This is a genomic window from Kordia jejudonensis (genome assembly GCF_001005315.1).
In the GTDB taxonomy this organism is placed as follows: domain Bacteria; phylum Bacteroidota; class Bacteroidia; order Flavobacteriales; family Flavobacteriaceae; genus Kordia; species Kordia jejudonensis.
The window spans coordinates 1-930 of record NZ_LBMG01000157.1 but is presented as its reverse complement, the minus strand read 5'-3'; the positions used below and the strand labels follow the sequence as shown (position 1 = coordinate 930).

The following is a 930-nucleotide window of genomic DNA, read 5'->3' as shown; positions in this document are numbered from 1 at the left end:
GCTTTTGGGTCGCTTCGCTTTTTGGTCGCTTTGCTTTTTGGTTGCTTTGTTTTTGGGTCGCTTCGCTTTTGGTTGCTTTGCTTTTTGGTCGCTTCGCTTTTTGGTTGCTTCGCTTTTTGGTCGCTTTGCTTTTTGGTTGCTTCGCTTTTTGGTTGCTTCGCTTTTGGGTCGCTTCACTTTTTGGTTACTTTGCTTTTGGGTCGCTTTGCTTTTGGGTTGCTTCGCTTTTGGGTCGCTTTGCTTTTGGGTTGCTTCGCTTTTGGGCCGCTTCGCGAGTGTTCTTAGCATGCTTTTATATGTAACATTTATAATTTAATATTTTTTGTCGTGTCACTTCAAGTGATTTTTCTGAATAATATAAGGAAAAATTGTATCGAGAAGTATGAACCAAGACCAAAGACCAAAGACCAAAGACCAGAGAATCAAGACCCAAGAGTCAAGACAACAAAAAAAGGCAAACCGTATCGATTTGCCTTTTTCAACTATTTTAGAATCTGGTATTTAGCAGATTGGTAGTGTTGTAGGATCTACTTCAATTGTTTTACAGCGATTTTGTGAGTTGTATGTATCACAATCAATTAATAAAGTACATAGTTGTGAAGGACAGTTATATGTACAAACGATTGTTTGTGGACCTGTTCCGCAAACGGTATAATATGTTCTAATAGCTGCGCCTCCTTTATTAAGGTTTGAAACTGTAGTTTTTTTTACGTTTAAATTTTTTAAGCTTTTTTTCTTCATGATGTATGATTTATGTAGTTAATATTTAAGTATTCTTTTTAGTATACATTATATCTTATGTATGCGTTTAATTATCAGCTCATTAAATTATGAAGAACCTGAAGGAGAATGGTATGGTTTTACCATAAAATGTAGTAATGTAGGTTGTGAGTTGATCACTCCTATGTTTGTAAAAGTATAAATTTTATT

Annotated in this window: 2 protein-coding genes; both read right to left on the bottom strand. The window is 35.1% G+C overall.

The window, feature by feature from the left end; all coding sequences use genetic code 11:
• Positions 1–288, bottom strand: a 288-nt coding sequence (locus AA089_RS23110) for a hypothetical protein (RefSeq protein ID WP_046759393.1), incomplete at its 3' end; no start/stop codon positions are given.
• Between the two features lie 213 nt (positions 289–501).
• On the bottom strand, positions 502–741 hold the full coding sequence (locus AA089_RS23105; RefSeq protein WP_046759392.1) for a hypothetical protein: 240 nt from the start codon (positions 739–741) through the stop codon (positions 502–504).
• Positions 742–930 lie beyond the last annotated feature (189 nt).